Annotated in this window: 17 protein-coding genes and 1 pseudogene; 7 read left to right on the top strand and 11 right to left on the bottom strand. The window is 64.4% G+C overall.

All coding sequences use genetic code 11. From position 1 onward, the window contains the following. Positions 1-34: 34 nt before the first annotated feature. From M653_RS0116030 to M653_RS0116045, 4 genes and pseudogenes are all read right to left on the bottom strand, one after another. Entirely contained in the window at positions 35-1,096 is a 1,062-nt protein-coding gene (locus M653_RS0116030) for an ABC transporter permease (protein WP_032935349.1), read from the bottom strand. Positions 1,097-1,151: 55 nt separating this feature from the next. Next, on the bottom strand, positions 1,152-1,892 hold the full coding sequence (locus tag M653_RS0116035; RefSeq protein WP_027144267.1) for an ATP-binding cassette domain-containing protein: 741 nt from the start codon (positions 1,890-1,892) through the stop codon (positions 1,152-1,154). Positions 1,893-2,060: 168 nt separating this feature from the next. Continuing rightward, a pseudogene (locus M653_RS1000000134470) lies at positions 2,061-2,590 on the bottom strand (AMP-binding protein); the annotation flags it as partial. A 151-nt stretch (positions 2,591-2,741) separates the two neighbouring features. Beyond that, positions 2,742-3,635, bottom strand: coding sequence for a LysR family transcriptional regulator (locus M653_RS0116045; protein WP_027144269.1), 894 nt, complete (start codon positions 3,633-3,635; stop codon positions 2,742-2,744). Positions 3,636-3,739: 104 nt separating this feature from the next. On the opposite strand from M653_RS0116045, the gene M653_RS0116050 reads away from it, so the two are divergent. Both M653_RS0116050 and M653_RS0116055 read left to right on the top strand, forming a co-directional pair. Next, complete coding sequence (locus M653_RS0116050; protein WP_027144270.1) at positions 3,740-4,495, top strand: SDR family oxidoreductase; 756 nt, start codon at positions 3,740-3,742, stop codon at positions 4,493-4,495. Positions 4,496-4,571: 76 nt separating this feature from the next. Beyond that, positions 4,572-4,784 carry a 4-oxalocrotonate tautomerase family protein gene (locus tag M653_RS0116055; protein ID WP_027144271.1) on the top strand — a complete coding sequence of 71 codons (213 nt, stop codon included), beginning with the start codon at positions 4,572-4,574 and terminating at the stop codon, positions 4,782-4,784. A 172-nt stretch (positions 4,785-4,956) separates the two neighbouring features. Here the strand turns inward: M653_RS0116055 and M653_RS0116060 are convergent, their stop codons facing one another. Together M653_RS0116060 and M653_RS0116065 are read right to left on the bottom strand one after the other, a co-directional pair. Further along, entirely contained in the window at positions 4,957-5,772 is an 816-nt protein-coding gene (locus M653_RS0116060) for an oxidoreductase (RefSeq protein ID WP_027144272.1), read from the bottom strand. Between the two features lie 51 nt (positions 5,773-5,823). Continuing rightward, on the bottom strand, positions 5,824-6,120 hold the full coding sequence (locus tag M653_RS0116065) for a YciI family protein (protein ID WP_027144273.1): 297 nt from the start codon (positions 6,118-6,120) through the stop codon (positions 5,824-5,826). A gap of 114 nt (positions 6,121-6,234) precedes the next feature. Between M653_RS0116065 and M653_RS0116070 the strand changes: the two genes are divergently transcribed. Next, positions 6,235-6,687 carry a helix-turn-helix domain-containing protein gene (locus M653_RS0116070; protein ID WP_027144274.1) on the top strand — a complete coding sequence of 151 codons (453 nt, stop codon included), beginning with the start codon at positions 6,235-6,237 and terminating at the stop codon, positions 6,685-6,687. A gap of 60 nt (positions 6,688-6,747) precedes the next feature. Here M653_RS0116070 and M653_RS0116075 read toward each other — a convergent pair whose 3' ends face one another. Further along, a complete protein-coding gene (locus M653_RS0116075) occupies positions 6,748-7,659 on the bottom strand; it encodes a transcriptional regulator GcvA (protein ID WP_027144275.1) in 912 nt (303 codons plus the stop codon). A 216-nt stretch (positions 7,660-7,875) separates the two neighbouring features. Here M653_RS0116075 and M653_RS0116080 point away from each other — a divergent pair, with 216 nt between their 5' ends. The 3 genes from M653_RS0116080 to M653_RS0116090 all read left to right on the top strand — a co-directional run bounded on the left by M653_RS0116080 (position 7,876) and on the right by M653_RS0116090 (position 10,319). Continuing rightward, positions 7,876-8,058, top strand: a complete 183-nt coding sequence (locus M653_RS0116080; protein WP_027144276.1) for a DUF1127 domain-containing protein — start codon at positions 7,876-7,878, stop codon at positions 8,056-8,058. Continuing rightward, positions 8,055-8,951, top strand: coding sequence for an NmrA family NAD(P)-binding protein (locus M653_RS0116085; protein WP_027144277.1), 897 nt, complete (start codon positions 8,055-8,057; stop codon positions 8,949-8,951). Before M653_RS0116080 ends, M653_RS0116085 begins: the two co-directional genes overlap by 4 nt. Positions 8,952-9,218: 267 nt before the next feature. Continuing rightward, positions 9,219-10,319 carry a KamA family radical SAM protein gene (locus tag M653_RS0116090; protein WP_027144278.1) on the top strand — a complete coding sequence of 367 codons (1,101 nt, stop codon included), beginning with the start codon at positions 9,219-9,221 and terminating at the stop codon, positions 10,317-10,319. 8 nt (positions 10,320-10,327) lie between these two features. On the opposite strand, the gene M653_RS0116095 is transcribed toward M653_RS0116090, so the two are convergent. The 4 genes from M653_RS0116095 to M653_RS1000000136730 form a co-directional block, all read right to left on the bottom strand. Beyond that, positions 10,328-10,972, bottom strand: coding sequence for a 4'-phosphopantetheinyl transferase superfamily protein (locus M653_RS0116095; RefSeq protein ID WP_027144279.1), 645 nt, complete (start codon positions 10,970-10,972; stop codon positions 10,328-10,330). After that, positions 10,969-11,421: a GNAT family N-acetyltransferase gene (locus tag M653_RS0116100; RefSeq protein ID WP_245262161.1), complete on the bottom strand. Its 453-nt coding sequence runs from the start codon at positions 11,419-11,421 to the stop codon at positions 10,969-10,971. Before M653_RS0116100 ends, M653_RS0116095 begins: the two co-directional genes overlap by 4 nt. A gap of 20 nt (positions 11,422-11,441) precedes the next feature. After that, positions 11,442-15,560, bottom strand: a complete 4,119-nt coding sequence (locus tag M653_RS0116105; protein WP_027144281.1) for a Pls/PosA family non-ribosomal peptide synthetase — start codon at positions 15,558-15,560, stop codon at positions 11,442-11,444. A gap of 197 nt (positions 15,561-15,757) precedes the next feature. Then, positions 15,758-16,069 carry a hypothetical protein gene (locus tag M653_RS1000000136730; protein ID WP_156938205.1) on the bottom strand — a complete coding sequence of 104 codons (312 nt, stop codon included), beginning with the start codon at positions 16,067-16,069 and terminating at the stop codon, positions 15,758-15,760. A gap of 107 nt (positions 16,070-16,176) precedes the next feature. On the opposite strand from M653_RS1000000136730, the gene M653_RS0116115 reads away from it, so the two are divergent. Then, positions 16,177-16,398: a DUF680 domain-containing protein gene (locus M653_RS0116115; RefSeq protein ID WP_027144282.1), complete on the top strand. Its 222-nt coding sequence runs from the start codon at positions 16,177-16,179 to the stop codon at positions 16,396-16,398. The last annotated feature ends 24 nt before the right edge of the window (positions 16,399-16,422 follow it).

Genomic DNA, 16,422 nt, shown 5'->3' on the forward strand with positions numbered 1-16,422 from the left:
CTGGATGTCCCGCAGGCCTCCCGCCGGCGGGTTTCTAGCGGCCTTTCTTGGGCATCAAGACGGCCAGCGACTTGGCGAGAATGGATTTGCCGCCGGTCTGCATGCCCAGGAGAACCGCAAGAACGATGAAGGCGCCGACGAAGGCACCCTGCCAATTTGAATCGATGCCGGCCATCAGCAGAGCGTTCCTGATCACTTCGAGGAAGGCTGAACCGATGATCGCGCCGAAGGCCGTGCCGGCGCCGCCCATGAGGCTGGCGCCGCCAATGACTGTCGCGGCGATCACGCGCAGCTCGTACCCCTGGCCCATGGCGTTGATGGCTGAGCCGTTGTAGCCGAGGAGCAGGAGGGAGGCGAGCGAGGCGGTGAAAGCCGAGAAGACGTAGGCCTCGAATTTGATCCAGTCGACCGGAACGCCGGTGAGCCGTGCCGCGTCCTCATTGCCGCCGATGGCGAAGAGATGCCGGGCCCAGGCAGTAAAATTGAACACGAAGCCGACGATGAGGGCCAGAACCACCATGGTCCAGAATTGCGATGACAGTTCTGGTATCCAGTGCGGTGCCCAGTGCTCGGGCCCATGCAGCGGCCATCTCCACTGACCGATCGCTTTCACGATTGGAGCATCGGGCCCGAATTGGTAGAGCATTTGGTTGGCCGAAAATACGACGGCGAGCGAGCGCGCCGCGGACAGCATGCCGAGGGTGACCACGAAGGATGGCATTCCGACATAAGCGACGAAGAAACCATTGACCGCGCCGCAAGCCATACCGGCGAAGAGGCCGATGGCGAAGGCCACGTACCAGGGATAGTGCCAGGTCAGAAACAGGCCGGCGACAATGACCACGAGGCCCATGATCGAGCCGACCGACAGATCGATGCCCCCAGTAATGATCACCACCGTCATGCCGAGCGCCATGATGCCGAAAGGTGCGAAGTTGCGCGTGACGTTGGCGGCGTTTTCGGAAGTCCCGAAGCTCGGTTCCATGGCAGTCATCCAGGTGACGAGTGCAATGAGCGCGATCGTCACCCAGAAGGGCTGACTTGACATCACACTTTGGAGCGCGGTCTTTTCCTTGGTCGGGACGAACTCAGACATGCCCGGTCGGCTGATTTCCCGGGCGGACTCCCTGACACTAACTGACTCCCGAGCACTATTCGCCACGGATGGCCCCCGTTATTAATCCAGTGATTTCCTCGGGTGATGTGTCGCCGGCATCCTTGTCGGCAACCTTTGAACCCCGCCTGAGCACAATGATACGATCTGAGACAGCGAAAACGTCAGGCATGCGATGGCTGATCAACATGACGCCAACCCCTTGCGCTTTGAGGCGTCGGATTAATTCAAGCACTTCCGCCACCTGACGCACCGAAATAGCGGCGGTCGGTTCGTCCATCAGCACCAGCTTGGCGTTTGAAAGCCGTGTCCGCGCGATGGCTACCGCCTGACGCTGCCCACCCGACATCTTCCTGACGAGGTCGCTCGGCCGGGTTTCCGATTTCAGTTCCTTGAACAGCGATGCCGAACGCTCGATCATCGCCTGTTTATCGAGCACCTTGATTGGCCAGAAGCCCTTCTTCATCTCGCGGCCAAGAAAGACGTTCTGCGCGGCCGTCAAATTGTCGGCGAGCGCGAGATCCTGATAGACTACTTCGATACCTTTGGCCCGCGCTTGGACGGGTTTATGGAAGTGACAAACCTCGCCGTCCACGACAATTTCGCCGTCGTTCGGCGGAAAATTCCCGGCCACCGTTTTGACTATCGTCGACTTGCCGGCACCGTTGTCCCCCATCAGCCCCACGACTTCGCCTCGCTCCACTTGGAAGCTAACGTCCGTCAGGGCCTGGATGGCCCCAAAATTCTTGGAGACGTGGCGAACCTCAAGTACCGGCATCGCGGTCCTCTCCGGACAACATTGCCAATTGTCCCGGCTATATGCAGGACAGCTAATCAGCGAAACGCTTTCAACACAATGATTTATTGGATCAGGATCCGGCGATCACCTTAACTGAGACGGCGGGAGAGGTTCGGTCTGGCGGATTGATTTCAGCCCATGGGTGGTGCGGAAATCGGTGTCACCTCAGCCACCGCATCGCCCGCACCGAGGATGGTGGCGATTTGCGGAGGGTTCGCGACCTCGTCGAGCTTGCCGCGATTGGCGGGATCGGTGACCACCAGCCTGGCGCAGCTGTAGCCCAGGCGATGCTCGATCGCCTTCGGGCCGACGGCGGTGAACAGAGGCTGGTAGACGGCGCCGATACGCCAGGCGCCGAGGATCAGCGCCACCAGTTCGGGAATGCGCGGCAGCATGCCGGCCACGACATCGCCGGGGCCGACGCCCAACCGCTTCAGCAGAGTGCCGACACGGCCGGATATGTCGGCGAGATCGTCGAAGCTGAATTCGCTGAGCTCGCCGCCGGCCGAGATGGCGCGCAGCGCCAGCCGGTTTCCGCCGGTGTGCCGGCCGCAGCATTCGACATAGGCGTTGATGCCGGTCGCAGGGTCGCCCCGCAGTCTGGCGATCTCATCCTCGATCCGAAAGCCCGCAACGGCATCGTCAAAGCGCGGCAAGCCGGTCTTTGTCGCGGTCATGAAAATCATCCCTGACGGCGCTCCATGTCCCATGGCGCGCCGTCGCAGCGACATTGACATCAGACGGCGCCAATGGGCAACGGTGGGTGCCTGCTTTGTGTTGACGCAATTCCGGACGGAAAACCGCTACACACTTTTCATGGAATTGCTCTTACAAGTTCGCCTCGGCGAAGATGCGTGTCGCCCAGTCGAGGAAGACGCGCAGGCGCGGCGAGAGCTGCCGGTTCTGCGGGTAGAGCGCCGACAATGGCGTGGGCGAAGGCGGGTACTCGGCCAGCACTTCGACCAGCGTGCCGTCGGCGAGGTCCTTCTCGAAGCGATAGCGCGGCGCCTGGATGAGGCCGAGGCCGAGCCGCGCCAAGTCGGCGGCGGTGTCGGAATTGTTGGCGGCGACGCGGCCGGGCAGCCTGACCTCGCGCGTCTTGCCGCCGACGGTGAATTCGAAGGGCAGCACTTCGCCGGTGCGCGAGGAGACGAAGCCGACCGCCTGATGGCCATCCAGCGCGTCGGGGGAGGCGGGCGTGCCGTGGCGAGAGAGATAGGCGGGGCTGGCGCAGGTCATCTCGCGGATCATGCCAAGGCGCCGCATGATCATGCCGCTGTCGGGCGGTTCGCCGACGCGGATGACGCAGTCGACACCCTCGCGCACGAGGTCGACCAGCCGGTCGCTCTGGCCGATCTGCAGGTCGATGCGGGGAAAGCGGGTGAGGAATTCCGGCAGGCGCGGCAACAGGAAGGTGCGGGTGAGCAGCGTGCTGGCGTCGATGCGCAGCAGGCCGAACGGCTCGGCGTCGCGGAAGGCGGCCTCGGCATCCTCGATCTCGGCCAGGATCGACAGGCAGCGCCGGTAATAGACCTCGCCGTCCTGCGTGGCGTTCACCTGGCGCGTCGTGCGCTCCAGCAGCCGGGCGCCAAGGTGCTCTTCCAGCCGCCGGACCGCTTCCGTCGCTGTCGAGCGCGGCAGGCCGAGATCGGCGGCGGCAGCGGTGAAGCTGCGCCGTTCCAGCACGCGAACGAAGAGCCGCATCATATCGAGCCGATCCATGGGCCTTTGTTCGCAGTTTCCGAATAGTTATGTCAAGAGATGGTTGATTATCCGGAAATTGGCCTCGCCTATATCCGTCTCACCGAGAAAACGGAGAGACTTCCATGACTTCTGACCAAACAAGTACGGGACAAACCAGGGCGGCGATCGTGACCGGCGCCTCCAAGGGCATCGGTGCGGCGATCGCGCGGCGGCTCGCCCGCGACGGTATCGCCGTCGTCGTCAATTATGCGCGGGGACAGGCGGAGGCCGAGGCGCTGGTGCGCGCCATCGAAGCCGATGGCGGCAAGGCGATCGCCGTGCAGGCCGACATCGCCGATCCGGCCGGCATCGCCAGTCTTTTCGATGCCGGCGAGAAGGCGTTCGGCGGCATCGACATCCTTATCAACAATGCCGGCATCATGAAGCTTTCGCCGATCGCACAGGCCGATGACGCCTTCTTCGACACCCAGGTCGCGATCAATCTCGGCGGCGTGTTCCGTGGCATGCGCGAAGGCGCAAAACGCCTTCGCGATGGCGGCCGCATCGTCAATTTCTCGAGCAGCGTCGTCGGCCTCTACCAGCCGGGTTACGGCGTCTACGCCGCCACCAAGGCGGCGGTCGAGGCGATGACGCACATCCTGGCCAAGGAGCTTGGCGCGCGCGCCATCACCGTCAACGCGGTGGCGCCCGGGCCGGTCGAGACGGCGCTGTTCACGGACGGCAAGAGCGCGGCGCAGATCGAGGCCACGGCCAAAATGGTCCCGCTCGGCAGGCTCGGCCAGCCCGACGACATTGCCGGCGTGGTCTCGTTCCTGGCCGGACCGGACAGTGGCTGGGTCAACGGACAAATCATCCGCGCCAATGGCGGCGTGATCTGAGGCGGCGGGCCGCTGCTGCCTGCCGACCTGCTCCATCCCAAAACCTCAAACCAACCTCCAGAAACAAGGAACGATCATGCCGTTCGCCAATATCAAGATGCCGCAGGCGGCCCTCTCCAAGGCGCAGAAGGAAGACCTCATCCATCGGACCACAGCCATGTTCGTCGATTTTTTCGGCGAGGGCGTGCGGCCCTACACGATGGTGCTGGTGGAGGAAGTCGCCGACGGCGGCTATGGCCGCGCCGACGAGGTTTTCATCGTGCCGGAAGCTTTTCGCGCCAAGGAATAGGCCTCCGAACGCGATACCCGCCATATGACGACTGGTGGCGGCGCACACCAACGTCCGCTCTGTTCGTGGGGGGTATGGTGGCGGCGGCCGGGTGGGCAGCTCTTGGCTGTCCACCTGTCTCGCTTCGTTCAGGGCGGCGTCTCAAAACTGGCCCGCCGAACAGTGGCGTTTGTCACGCCGGCAGGTTCATCTGTTTTCGAAGGCTTTTGTCGAAAGCATTCGCGGGAACAAACCGTCGCAGCAGGTACAGGCGGCGCGCCTGCTTGCTGGCGGGATAGCGCAGCTTCGGCAATGTCGCGGTGGCTGCGGTGACGACCGCCTGGCCGACGATCTCGGGAGCATCGCCGGCTTCGATCGCACTGTTCCAGACCGCGGTCGCCGTTGCCCGCGCCTGATCATAGATACTCATCATCCTGTCCGGCTTCGTCGCATTGTGATCGAGAGCGGTGCGGGTGAAGGCCGGTTCGACCAGCAGGACGCGAACACCGAAGGGGCGGACCTCATGATCCAGCGATTCGGAATAGCCCTCGACGGCATGTTTCGTGGAAGTGTAGAGCGCGCTGAACGGGCTGGGGACAAAGCCGACGACCGAGCTGATGTTGACGATCCGGCCGCTGCCCTGGCGCCGCATGATCGGCAGGACCTCGTTTGTGACGCGGATGAGACCGAAGACGTTGACGTCGAAAAGGGCCTTTGCCTGTTCGACCGACGATTCTTCGGCGCCCGCGATCAGTGCATTGCCGGCATTGTTGACGAGCAGGTCTATGCGCCCGGCCTGGCTTATCACCTCCGACACCATGCGTGCGACGGAGTCCGCATCGGTCACGTCGCAGCTCAGCATTGTGATCCCGGCCGGCGACCCGGCTGCGGCTTTCCGGGTCGTGCCGAAGACGCGGTAACCGGCTGACAGAAGGGCCTTGGCCGTTGCAAGCCCGATACCGCCGGCTGCCCCGGTGACGACGGCGACGCCGCGATTTTTGGCATTCATTTCAATATCCTTCGAGATGTACGGGTCATGGCGCTTGTGCTGATGCACGGGTCAGCCGCGCACGCTCAGGTGAAGCATGGGGTGATGTTCGTAATGGCCGGCGCCATTCCTCACGATGGGGTCTTGCGAGGTTATCGCCTGGATGTCCTGATCGTCGGCGATCCGGTAGAGCGACAGGCCATAGCCGCCGCCTGGATCCATCACCGGACCATGGGCGACGATCAGTCCGCGATCGAGCAGCTCGTCCAGAAAGGCGCCATGCTGCTTCATCCATTCCCGCTCGTCGCCGGTCATGGTCGCGAGAAAGTCGGCGCGGGGCGGGATGTACTTGCACAGATAGAACTTCATTTGGGAACTCCAGCGGCGCGAGGTCCGGTCGTCGCCTTCATTTTTCGGTGGAACGGCCTCGCGAGATCAGATACTATTAAATTAGTAGTAAGTCACTATCGAAATGGTATCGACGTGAAGAATCTTTCCAGCCAGCCCTGTTTGATCGCCCGCAGCCTCGGCTCGGTGGGCGACACGTGGAGCATGCTGATCATGCGCGACGCCCATGCGGGGCTCAGCCGTTTCGACGAATTTCGCAAGAACCTCGGCATTGCCCCGACGATGCTGACCAGCCGGCTGGCAACCCTGACGGAGGAAGGATTGCTGGAGAAACGGCGATATTCAGAGCGGCCGCCACGCGATGAATATGTGCTGACCCAGGCGGGTCAGGATTTGCTTCCCGTGCTGTTTTCGCTCGCCGCATGGGGGGCAAAGCACCGGGGCGGCGGCGATTTCACCCGGTTCTTCGACGCCGAGACAGGAACCGAAATCGACCCGGTCAGCATCGATCGCGGGACCGGAGCGCCGATCGGCAGCCGTCCCATCCAGATCGTGATGCCCAAGATCGCTGACGAGCCGTCGGACTGACTGGGTGGCTGGGCAGCCTCCGCTCCGGAGCGGAGGAGAGTTCAGGGGGCGTTCGCCGGATCAGCCGCTATTCTTCGCGCCGACCCAGTCGACCGCGATCTCGGCGAACAGCCAGTCGCGGAAGGCCCTGATCTTCTTCTGGCGCAGCGCGCCTTCCGGATAGACGACGTAGTAGCTGGCGGCTGATTTCAGCGCGAGGTCGAAGGGCCGGACCAGCCGGCCTGCCGCAAGATCGGCCGAGACCAGCGCGCTACGGCCGAGCAACACGCCTTCGCCATGCACCGCGGCCTCGACGGCAAAGGTGGCGGAATCGAAGCGCACGCCGCGTTTGGGGTCGATGCCTTCGACGCCTGCCTGTTCAAGCCATGACGCCCAGTCGATGCGGAAGGCGTCGTGGATCAGCTTGTGATGCCTCAAATCCCCGGGCTGCCGCAGCGGATGGTCGCCTTCCAGGAGTTCGGGACTGCAGACGGGGAAGACCTCTTCGTCGGCGAGGAATTCCGCCGTCACCCCGGTATAGCCGCCACGGCCGTAGCGGATGGATATGTCGATGCCGTCGCTGACGAAATCGGCCAGCACGCCCGAGGTCGCCAGCCGCACGTCGATGTCGGGATTGGCGCGATGAAAGCGATGCAGCCTCGGCACCAGCCAGCGGCCAGCGAAGCCGTCCGACGTGCTGACGTTGAGGATGCGGGTCGAGCGGTCGGGCGTGGCGGCGATGGTGGCGGCGGCGATCTGGTCGAGCGCCTTGCCGACCTCCGCCGCATAGGCCGCGCCGACAGTGGTGAGGCGCACGGAGCGTGTGCCGCGATCGAAGAGCTGGATGCCCAGCCTGTCCTCGATGTTGCGGATGGCGCGGCTGACCGCGCCATGGGTGAGGTTGAGCTCTTCGGCGGCCTTGGAGAAACTCAAATGTCTGGCGGCCGCGTCGAAGGCGGGCAAAGCGGTGAGGGGCGGCAATCTGCGCGGCATCGGTTCGACCTGTGAGCGTTGCTCACAAATCCTGCACAAAGAGTCGTTTGTCGTCCAGTCGCGAATGACCCAATATTTAGGCGTACCAAGCATCCATACCGGACTTCCGGTTCATCGATGCGCTGAATTGACCAGACAAGTGTGAGCAACCGTCATGCTCGCCCCGCCCGGGCGACATCGGCAGGCTTGCGCCCAGTGAAACACAGGAGACGGATTATGACCTTGACCCTTCGACCCATCGGGGCCGCGATGAGCGGCCTTGCCATGCGAGGCGCGGCAGCGTTCGAGCGCCGCCGCACGCTGAGCCAGATCTCCCGGCTTTCCGATCGCCGTTTGCATGACATCGGCCTCGAACGCGACTGGGACGGGTCCATCCTCGGCAATGGGAGGGCGATATGACCAGCACCCTGATCATCGGCGCGACCGGGCTTCTCGGCAGCGAGATGGCGAAGGCCAGCGCTGGCAACGGCGACAGCCTCCACGTCCTCGTCCGGCCGGCAACATCAGGCAATGAAGCGCGGATGCGCCCGCTGAAGGAATTGGGCGCCACGGTGCATGTCGGCGATCTCGACGATTATGACAGCCTTGTGCGCGCCGTCGGCAAGGTCGATCGCGTCATCAGCTCGGTCCATGTCGGTTCGGCCAGCGAGATGACGCTGGTGCGCGCCGTCAGGGATGCCGGCGTCTCCCGCTATGTGCCGTCCGCCGGCTTCGGCCTCGACTTTGCGGCCGCCGCACCCGGTTCGATCGAACCGCTCGACATCAAGCGGGCCGTCTTCGACGCGGTCCGGGAGGCCGACCTGCCCTATACCGTGATCTACACCAACGGCTTCTTCTCGACCTGGGTGGCGACACTGGGCGACCTGACGCGCTTCGGCTCGTCGCCATTGCCGCCCGACGAGGTGACGCTCTATGGCGACGGCAATGTGGCGGCGACGTTTGTCAGCGAGAAGGATATCGCGGCGGTCACCTTGCGTGCGCTGGAGGATCCCGACGCCGTTCGCGGCGAAATCCGGATCGCGCAGAACAAGATCACGCAGAGCGCGATGATCGAGCTGTGGCGGCAAGTGAGCGGCCGCTCGCCGCGCGTCAAGCAGATGAGCGCCGAGGAGCTTGAAGCGCTGATCGCGGCGGTTCCCGGCCTTGGATTGCTGCGCGCGTTCTGGATCCGCGGCGAGACCGCGCTCGAGACCGCCACGCCTGAAGCCGGGGCGCTCTATCCGGAGCTGAGGTTCGAAAGCATAGAAAGCGCCTTTGTGGCGATGGCGGGCGCGGGTGGGCGGAGGTTGTGAAGGCAAAGGCGGTGCTCTACGGCGCCCCCCTCTGTCCTGCCGGACATCTCCCCCTCAAGGGGGGAGATTGGCAGCTCGGGCGCCGGCGTTCCCCTTGTAACCTTGGAGATTGGCGAAGGCCGTCGCGACATCCGATTTCCCCCTCTTTTGAGGGGGAGATGTCCGGCAGCGCCGTAGAGCGCGGCGGACATGGTTGGCGTTGCGGCAGTGGTTGACCGCGCTGCCCATCCAGCCGATAGGTCCGCGCGAACAGCCCGAGACCTGCCGATGCCAAACCTCAAAGATGCACCCCGCGCCGCCGACACCGCTTGGCAGGACGATGTCCGCGCCGGCGTGCGCCATGTGCGCGACCTCTCCTCCTTGCCGCTCTCGCCGGCCGAACGCGAAGCCGCGCAGGCCGCCGCCACGCTCCACAAGGTGCGCGCGCCAAAGAGCTATCTCGACCTGATCGACTGGAACGATCCCGCCGATCCGATCCGGGCGCAGGTGATCCCGTCGCCTGGGGAATTGGACGAGACGGAGGGCGAGCTTGGCGACCCGATCGCCGATCATGAATTCAGTCCGGTGCCCAGGCTGACGCATCGCCATGCCGACCGGGTGCTTTTATTCCCGACCTATCAATGCGCGGTCTATTGCCGGTTCTGCTTCCGCAAGGAATCGCTGACCTCGATCGGCCGGGGCTATACGCGCGAGGCGCTGGAGCCGGCGCTGGCCTATATCGCCGGCCACCCCGAAATCCGCGAGGTGATCCTGACCGGCGGCGATCCGCTGTCGCTGCCCGATGCGGCGCTTGCCGAAATCCGTGACCGCATCGAGGCTATCCCCCATGTGAGGCTCTTGCGTATCCACACGCGTGTGCCGGTGGCGTTGCCATCGCGCATCACGCAAGGACTGGTCGCGGCACTGCAGGGCCGGCTGATGGTGACCGTGGTCACCCATTTCAACCACGCGCGCGAGATCACCGATGCCACCGAAGCGGCTTGCCGCACCTTGCGGCAGGCTGGATTCGTGCTGCTCAACCAGAGCGTTCTGCTCAAGGGCGTCAACGATACGGTCGAGGTGCTGGAAGAGCTCTGCCGCGAGCTGATGTACCGGCTGGGGATAAAACCCTATTACCTGCACCATGGCGACCTGGCGCGCGGCATGGCGCACCGGCGCACCACGATCGCCGAGGGCCAGGCGCTGGTGGAAGCGCTGCGGTCCCGCCTGTCGGGCATCTGCAATCCGGTCTATGTCATCGACCTGCCGGATGGCGGCGGCAAGGTGCCGCTCGGACCTTGCCATGTCGAGCAACAGGACGGGCAGAGCTGGCGGATACGCGGGCTGGATGGGGAGGTGAGGGATTATCGCGAGGTGGTTGGCGAATAGGCCGATGCCTATTTTGCAGTAAACGCCAGCACGACCACGCGCGGGGCGATGCAGTATGCCGTGCTGACCTTGCGGCCCATCCTCGTTGTCGCGTGGCCGGTTTCGAGGTCCACGGCGATGTCCTCATAGCCCAGCACCTCGCGATCCAGCGGATAGGCGGCCTTGTAGACCGCTTCCTTGGCGGCGAAGAGGATGCGGCCGGCGAGCTGCCGGTCGGCTGCACCCATCCGGTCGGCGGGAATGGCTACGAGCGAGAAAATGTCATCGGGCAGGGGCAGCGCCGGCTCGACGTCGATGCCGAGCGAGCCGATGCCGGCAACGGGCGCGACCGCCGCCACCGCCATGCCGTCATCATGCGCGAGCGAGCCCGTTATCCCCTCCGGCCAGGCGGGTGCACCTGATGGAGTGCGCAAGAGGGCGAAACCGTCGAAACCGACGTCCGCGAGCAGCCGGTGCACGATCCAGCGCGCCGCGCCACTGGCCCGCCGCATGGCCGGCTGGCGTGCGGGGATCGAGCCTGCCTCCGCCGGCAACAGATGGGCTTCGTCGCCGTCGCGGATGATCCGGCAACCGGTGCGGACCCCGGCCGGGGCCATGGCGGCCATGGCGCGCGCCAGGGCGATTTCCTCGGACGGATCGGCTGATGGCGTCATCGGTCGCCGGCCGGGAGAACGAGATCGGCGATCATTTCGCCGTCCTCGTCGAGCCCCTCCTCGACGAAACCGGCCCTGCGGTAGAGCCGCCGTGCCGCCTCGTTCTCCGGTTCGTAGCATATCGACACGTGCCTGATGTGGCCGAGCCCGCGGATTTCCTCCAGCACCGCCCGCAGCGCGGCCTTGCCGTAGCCCCGGCCCTGCCAGGCGCGGTCGATCATGAAGCGGTAGATGCGCGCCTCGTCGTCGTCCCGTGGCGCCTCGTACATCAGGAATCCGACAAGCTGGTCCCCGACTATGACGGCGCGCGGCCGCGCGTCCCGATCGGATCTGGCTTCGCGCAGGGAGTCCGCATTGCTGGCGACGAAATCCATCTGCTCCGGCGCCAGCTGTAACGCGGTGACCAAAGCGCGATCGGCCCTGGTCACGGGAGCGATACGGATGTCCACTGTGCCAGGCGCGCCGCCCTTCAAGACGCCGATGCCCCGGAGTCCTCGCTGATCGGCTCGACGAACCGGTGCAGCTTGGCCGGGTTGCCGCGCCAGATGGAGTTTGGCTCCAGCTCTTCGCCCTTCATCACGAAGGAATCGGCATCGACCATCGATCCCTTGCCCATCACAACGCCGTAATGGACAAAGGCGGACGGCCCGAGCGTGCAGCCATCGCCGATGCGGATGAAATCAGACTTGAACGCGCCTTCCTCCAACGAATGGGCCTGGATGACGCAGCCCTCGTTGAGCGTCACATCGTCGCTAATCTCCACCAGCGAACGCTCGGTCAGGTTGGCGCCGCCGTCATAGACGCGCTTGCCCACCTTGACGCCCAGCATGCGCAGGATCATCGGCCGGAACGGCGTGCCGGCGAAAAGGCGCACGATGGGCGAATCCGCGAGCTTCCAGTGGCGCTCATGGCGCCAGAAGGTAACGTCGTAGATCGTCGTTATCCGCGGCTTCAGCTTGCGGAAACCAAGGCTTGCCCGCTCGACGAAGATATAGAACGGAATGGTGATCGCCGAGGTCAAAAGCACCGCCGCGAAGAGGGCGATTTCCGCCCATTCGGTGTAATAGTTCAGCGCCCGGTCCCAAATCGCCAGCGTGGCGAACAGCATGACCCATTGCGTGGCCATGAACAGGAGGATCGTCACCAGATTGTGACGGTTCTTGAGCGGGATGCGCTGGCGCCGGTCCGCCTCGTCGATGCCGGCGATGAGTTCCTTGTCGCGGTTCACCATGCGCGGGATTTCAAAGGGCGGCGAGCCCAGAAGGCCGACATTCTCGCGCAACGGCCCGTCGATCGGGACCATCACCTTGGTGCCGAGCAGGACGTTGTCGCCCGTGCGTCCATCCGGCGGATAGTAGATGTTGTTGCCGAGATAGTTGCGCTCGCCGATCCGCGTCGGCTCGAGCCGGAACGCGGAAGCGGACTTGTGCATGTTGATCATGAAAAGCCCGTCCGACACCATGGTCTCGGTGCCGATCTCGCAGAGCAGCGGGTTTTCGTGCTGTTGGTTGGACCCGAAATTGGAGCCGGTCTGCACCACCTTGTTGAGGTTCCAGCCGATGGCGCTCATGTAGTGGACGATGGCCGAGCTGTCGCCGAACAGCAGCCCGAGCACGCGTGAGTTGCTCGAGAACTCGGCAACCGTCTGCAGCCAGTAGCGGAAGCCGTAAAGCGTATAGGTGCGGCCGGGTTTCAGGATCAGGCTGAACAGGCGCGGCACCACCGTGGCGGCGAGGAAGGCCGAGGCGATGTAGCCGAAAAGCGTGACCGTGGTGCCGATCGCCACGATGCCGATCGTCTCCTGATAGTCGTCGCCGACATTCTCCCAATAGCTGTGGAACAAAAGCGGCAGCGGGGTGACGATGGCAAACAGCCCTATCAACTGCACGGCTTCGTAGAGGAAACGCCGGATGCGGGGAGGGTTGACGTTGCGCACCTTGCAATAGTCCGCCGTGGTCGGCACCGCCGGCGATCCATGCCAGTGTTCGCCGTCGGGGATGCTTTGCCCGCGCTGCAGCGAGGACGAATGGCCGAGCTGGCCGCCGTCGCCGATCGCGGTGTCGATGTCGAGCGTGCAGCCGACGCCGACGAAAGCGTCACGGCCGATGGTCAGCGGCCCGGTGTGGATATAGCCGGCCTGGGCGCGATAGCCGAGGATCAGCGATTCCTTGCGCAGGATCGTACGGTCGCCGATCGAAATCAGGTCCGTGCACACGGGCACGGCACGGGATTCGATGACCACGTTCTTGCCGATCCTGGTTCCCAGAAGCTGCAGGTACAGGCTGTAGAGCGGGCTTCCGCGGAACAGCACGACAGGTGCCGTGCGGATCAAGGTTTTCACCACCCAGAAGCGATAGTAACGCAGGCCCCAGATCGGGAACGCTTCCGCTTTCCAGCGGCCGACCAGCACCCATTTGGCGGCAACGGCGAAGCCCGACATGCCGAAGAACACGCCGGCCGAGAGCACCACGCACCTGACATATAGCTGCAGCGGGTCGTCGAGCGTGTCATAGACCCAGTTGAGGCCGTCATTGACCGCCCACAGCGCCACGTAGCTGTAGAGTGCGTAAAACAGCAGCTGCGCCGCGCCGCAGGTCCAGTAGACGAGGTTGGACGCCTGGCGGGTGAGAACAGGCTCGTTGGTGGCCGTCGTCATCTCTTCCGCCACGCTGAGGTGCTTGGCCAGGCGCGCGACGGTTGGATAGAGATAGATGTCGCGCATGGACGTCGTCGCCCATTCCTTGCGGGTGCGCACGCGGGCGCAGAAATGCGCCATGAGCAGCGAGTTGGCGCCGAGATCGTCGAAGAAATTGTCCTCGACGGACACGTCGTCGAATCTCAGCACGGCGCATAGCGCGTCGGCCAGGAAACGCTCGTCGTCGTTGCCGGGCGGCACCATGGCGCGGTCGGCCGAAAGCCGGACGGTCGTCGGTTTGGGAAGCTGGCGAAGATCGACCTTGTTGGAGACCGTCATCGGGATCGCCGGCAGTTCCTCGAGATAGGAGGGCACCATGTAGTCCGGCAGCCGCCGCTTCATCGTCTGGGCGATGTCGGCGCGCGAGAGCGCCGGCTGGCCGGCCTTGGGCGCGTAATAGGCAACGAGCTCGACGCGGCCGGGCTCGATCTCCCAGGTGGTGACGGCGGCCTGCGCGATTTCAGGCTGGTCCAGCAGCACGGCCTCGATCTCGCCGAGTTCAATGCGATAGCCGCGGATCTTCACCTGGGTGTCGATGCGCCCGGCATACTCGATCTCGCCGGCGTCGTTGATCCGGCCAAGGTCGCCGGTGCGGTAGATGCGCTTGGACGGGTTGTTCGGCAGGCCGAGGAAATCGGCGATGAACTTCTGTTCGGTCAGGTCTAGCCTGTTGAGATAGCCGACCGCCAGCCCGATGCCGGCAATGCCGATCTCGCCCAGTTCACCAGGCTCGGCAAGTTGCGGCAGCGAAGGGTCGAGAATGACGATCGAATAGGTGGGCAGCGGCGCGCCGATCGTCACCGGCCGGTCCGGCGTCAGCGCACCCATGGTTGCGGTGACGGTCGCCTCGGTCGGGCCATAGGTGTTGAGGATCTGCCGGCCGGGCTTCGACCAGCGCGCCACCAGATTGTGGGGGCAGGCCTCGCCGCCCACCAGCAGCGTGCGCAGGCTGGGCACGTCCGACGTCATGGACGACAGAAGCGTCGGGCTGCAGGCCATGCAGGTGATGTCGTGATGGCGCAGGAAATCGGCGAGCTCTTCGCCCACCAGAGGCATCTGGCCGGGTGCGGGCACGACGGTCGCGCCGGCGACGAACGGCACCCAGATCTCCTCGGAGGAAAAGTCGAAGGCGATGGTCATGCCCTGGTAGACGCGATCGCCCGGCCGGTAGCCGTAGGACGCGGCGGCGACGCGGATAAAGTTGACAAAACTCTGGTGGCGGATGGCCACGCCCTTGGGCCTGCCGGTCGTGCCCGACGTATAGAGGATGTAGCAGATGTCTTCGATCGCAGTGGCGGCCGGCGCCTTGTGCGGCTTCAGCGGTGCGTCCGACTGGGCCGATATTTCGGCGGCGGCGCTGTCGATCAACAGATGCGGAACCGGCAGCTGGTCGGCCCGCGATGCATAGGTGGCAATGGTGACGATCAGGCTGACGTTGGCGTCTTCGATGATGAGCGCCATGCGCTCTTCAGGAAAGGCGGTGGCCAGCGGCACGAAGGCGGCGCCCGCCTTGACCACGGCGAGCAGGGCCACATAGGTTTCCGCGGACCGGTCGAGAATGAGGCCGACCCGGTCGCCCGGCCGCACGCCGCGCTTGACCAGCAGCCGGGCGAACTGGTTGGCACGGCTATCCAGCTCCTGATAGGTCCAGCCGCGGCCCTCGGAAATCACCGCCGGCAGCGTGGCGAATGTTTCGGCGAGTTGCTCGAAGACCTTGTCGAGCCGCTCGCCCGGCTGACCTGCCCGGGCAAAATCGGCACCCACCAGGACCTGGCTGCGCGCTCCGGAGGCAAGTCCCGCAAGCGCATCGGCGCTGTCGGGGCTGGTCGCGGGCTCTCCGCCCGATCTTGCCGCTTCCCTGTCCAGTTCGGCGATTTCGATACCGTGGTCCATTTCCAAACTTTCTCGTCCTGGCAAAGCTTTCACAGGCACATCTCGATCATGCCGCCGCTCGAGCAGGCATTGTCGGCCGCGCCGCCGCTGCAATTTGATCGTTGTTGATGGAGCTGGAATGACCGAAGCAAAATGGAAGATTCCGGTATTCCGACCGGCGATCGCTGACCGCCGGGTCCTCTTTGGCCGGGCGGTTATCACAGTATCGACCGCTCCGTCTTCACATGTTCGGGAGAATCGGCCCGGGGCGGAGGCGTGCGCATCGCCTGGGCGCTGCCGTCGGCGAGCGACATGCCGGGCAGGGCACCCATCCATCCGTTCGAACCTCGTTGCATCGTCCCTACCCAAACCCCGTATGCCTGTGCGGCGGCCAGATTTCCGGCCGTTGAGGGTTGCTTATGCCATCCGATCTTTTCGCCAGTTTTTCCGAACTGTTGAAACTTGTTTCTGGATTGTGTCTGGGTGCGCTTTTCCGCCTGGCCGCTGCCGCCGGTTTCGGCCCTTCCCAAAAAATCTCGCTCCCCCGGGAATAAAGCACGGTCCTTCCGGGTCTTCTCTGCAAGCGGGGCAATCTTGCGGCCGCGACCCCTGGAAAACGAAACAAGGATTTACCGAAATGACCAAGCTCGCCTTCAGCGTGGCTGCGATGTTGCTCGCCTCGAGTTCTGCCTTTGCCGGCAGCGACCATTTCGGCACGAGCGCCCTCACGCCGGCCGCCGTGACGATCGATAACACCTACACCGCCTCTACCGCCAAGCCGGACATGGTCCGCCACGGCGTGCAGGCGGCAATGCACTCTGATGCGGAGGAACCCGGTCAGGGCATCTGGGGCCGCTGAGTTCATGGGGCCGGCACCGGATCC

The sequence above is a fragment of the Mesorhizobium sp. WSM3626 genome (genome assembly GCF_000513935.1).
In the GTDB taxonomy this organism is placed as follows: domain Bacteria; phylum Pseudomonadota; class Alphaproteobacteria; order Rhizobiales; family Rhizobiaceae; genus Mesorhizobium; species Mesorhizobium salmacidum.